The 528-nt window shown below is 63.4% G+C and carries 1 protein-coding gene; it reads right to left on the bottom strand.

The features are described from left to right. A partial coding sequence (locus tag A5705_RS05465) for a class I SAM-dependent methyltransferase (protein WP_156763041.1) occupies positions 1 to 528 on the bottom strand: 528 nt, incomplete at both ends.

Raw genomic sequence — 528 nt, 5'->3', positions numbered from 1 at the left:
TCGCACGTCGCTCATGGTCAGCGAGACGCCGAGCTCGTGGAGCTGTTTTTGGGAATGCGCGAGAATCGTGTGCAGCAGCATGCTGCCGTCGGCCGGCAGCACTTCGTAGGCCATCTTGAAGAAGCGGCCCCAGCGCTGCCGCCCGAAATGCTCGAAAGCGCCGATGGAGACGATGCGGTCGACCGGCTCGTGGAACTTCTCCCAGCCCTCCAGGAGCACTTGGCGGCCGCGGTGGGTGTCCATCTCGTCGAACATCTTCTGCACGTGGGCGGCCTGATTCTCCGACAGCGTCAGGCCCACGACGTTCACGTCGTACTTCTCGATGGCGCGCCTCATGGTGGCGCCCCAGCCACACCCGATGTCCAGCAGCGTCATGCCCGGCTCGAGGTTGAGCTTGCTCAGCGACAGGTCGATCTTGGCGATTTGGGCTTCCTCGAGCGTCATGTCGTCGCGCTCGAAGTAGGCGCAGCTGTAGGTCTGGGTGGGGTCCAGGAACAGCCGGAAGAAGTCGTCCGAGAGATCGTAGTG

It is taken from the genome of Mycobacterium sp. E787, from assembly GCF_001668725.1.
GTDB lineage: Bacteria > Actinomycetota > Actinomycetes > Mycobacteriales > Mycobacteriaceae > Mycobacterium.
The sequence above is the reverse complement of the archived record's forward strand: the minus strand, read 5'-3'. Positions and strand labels throughout refer to the sequence as shown.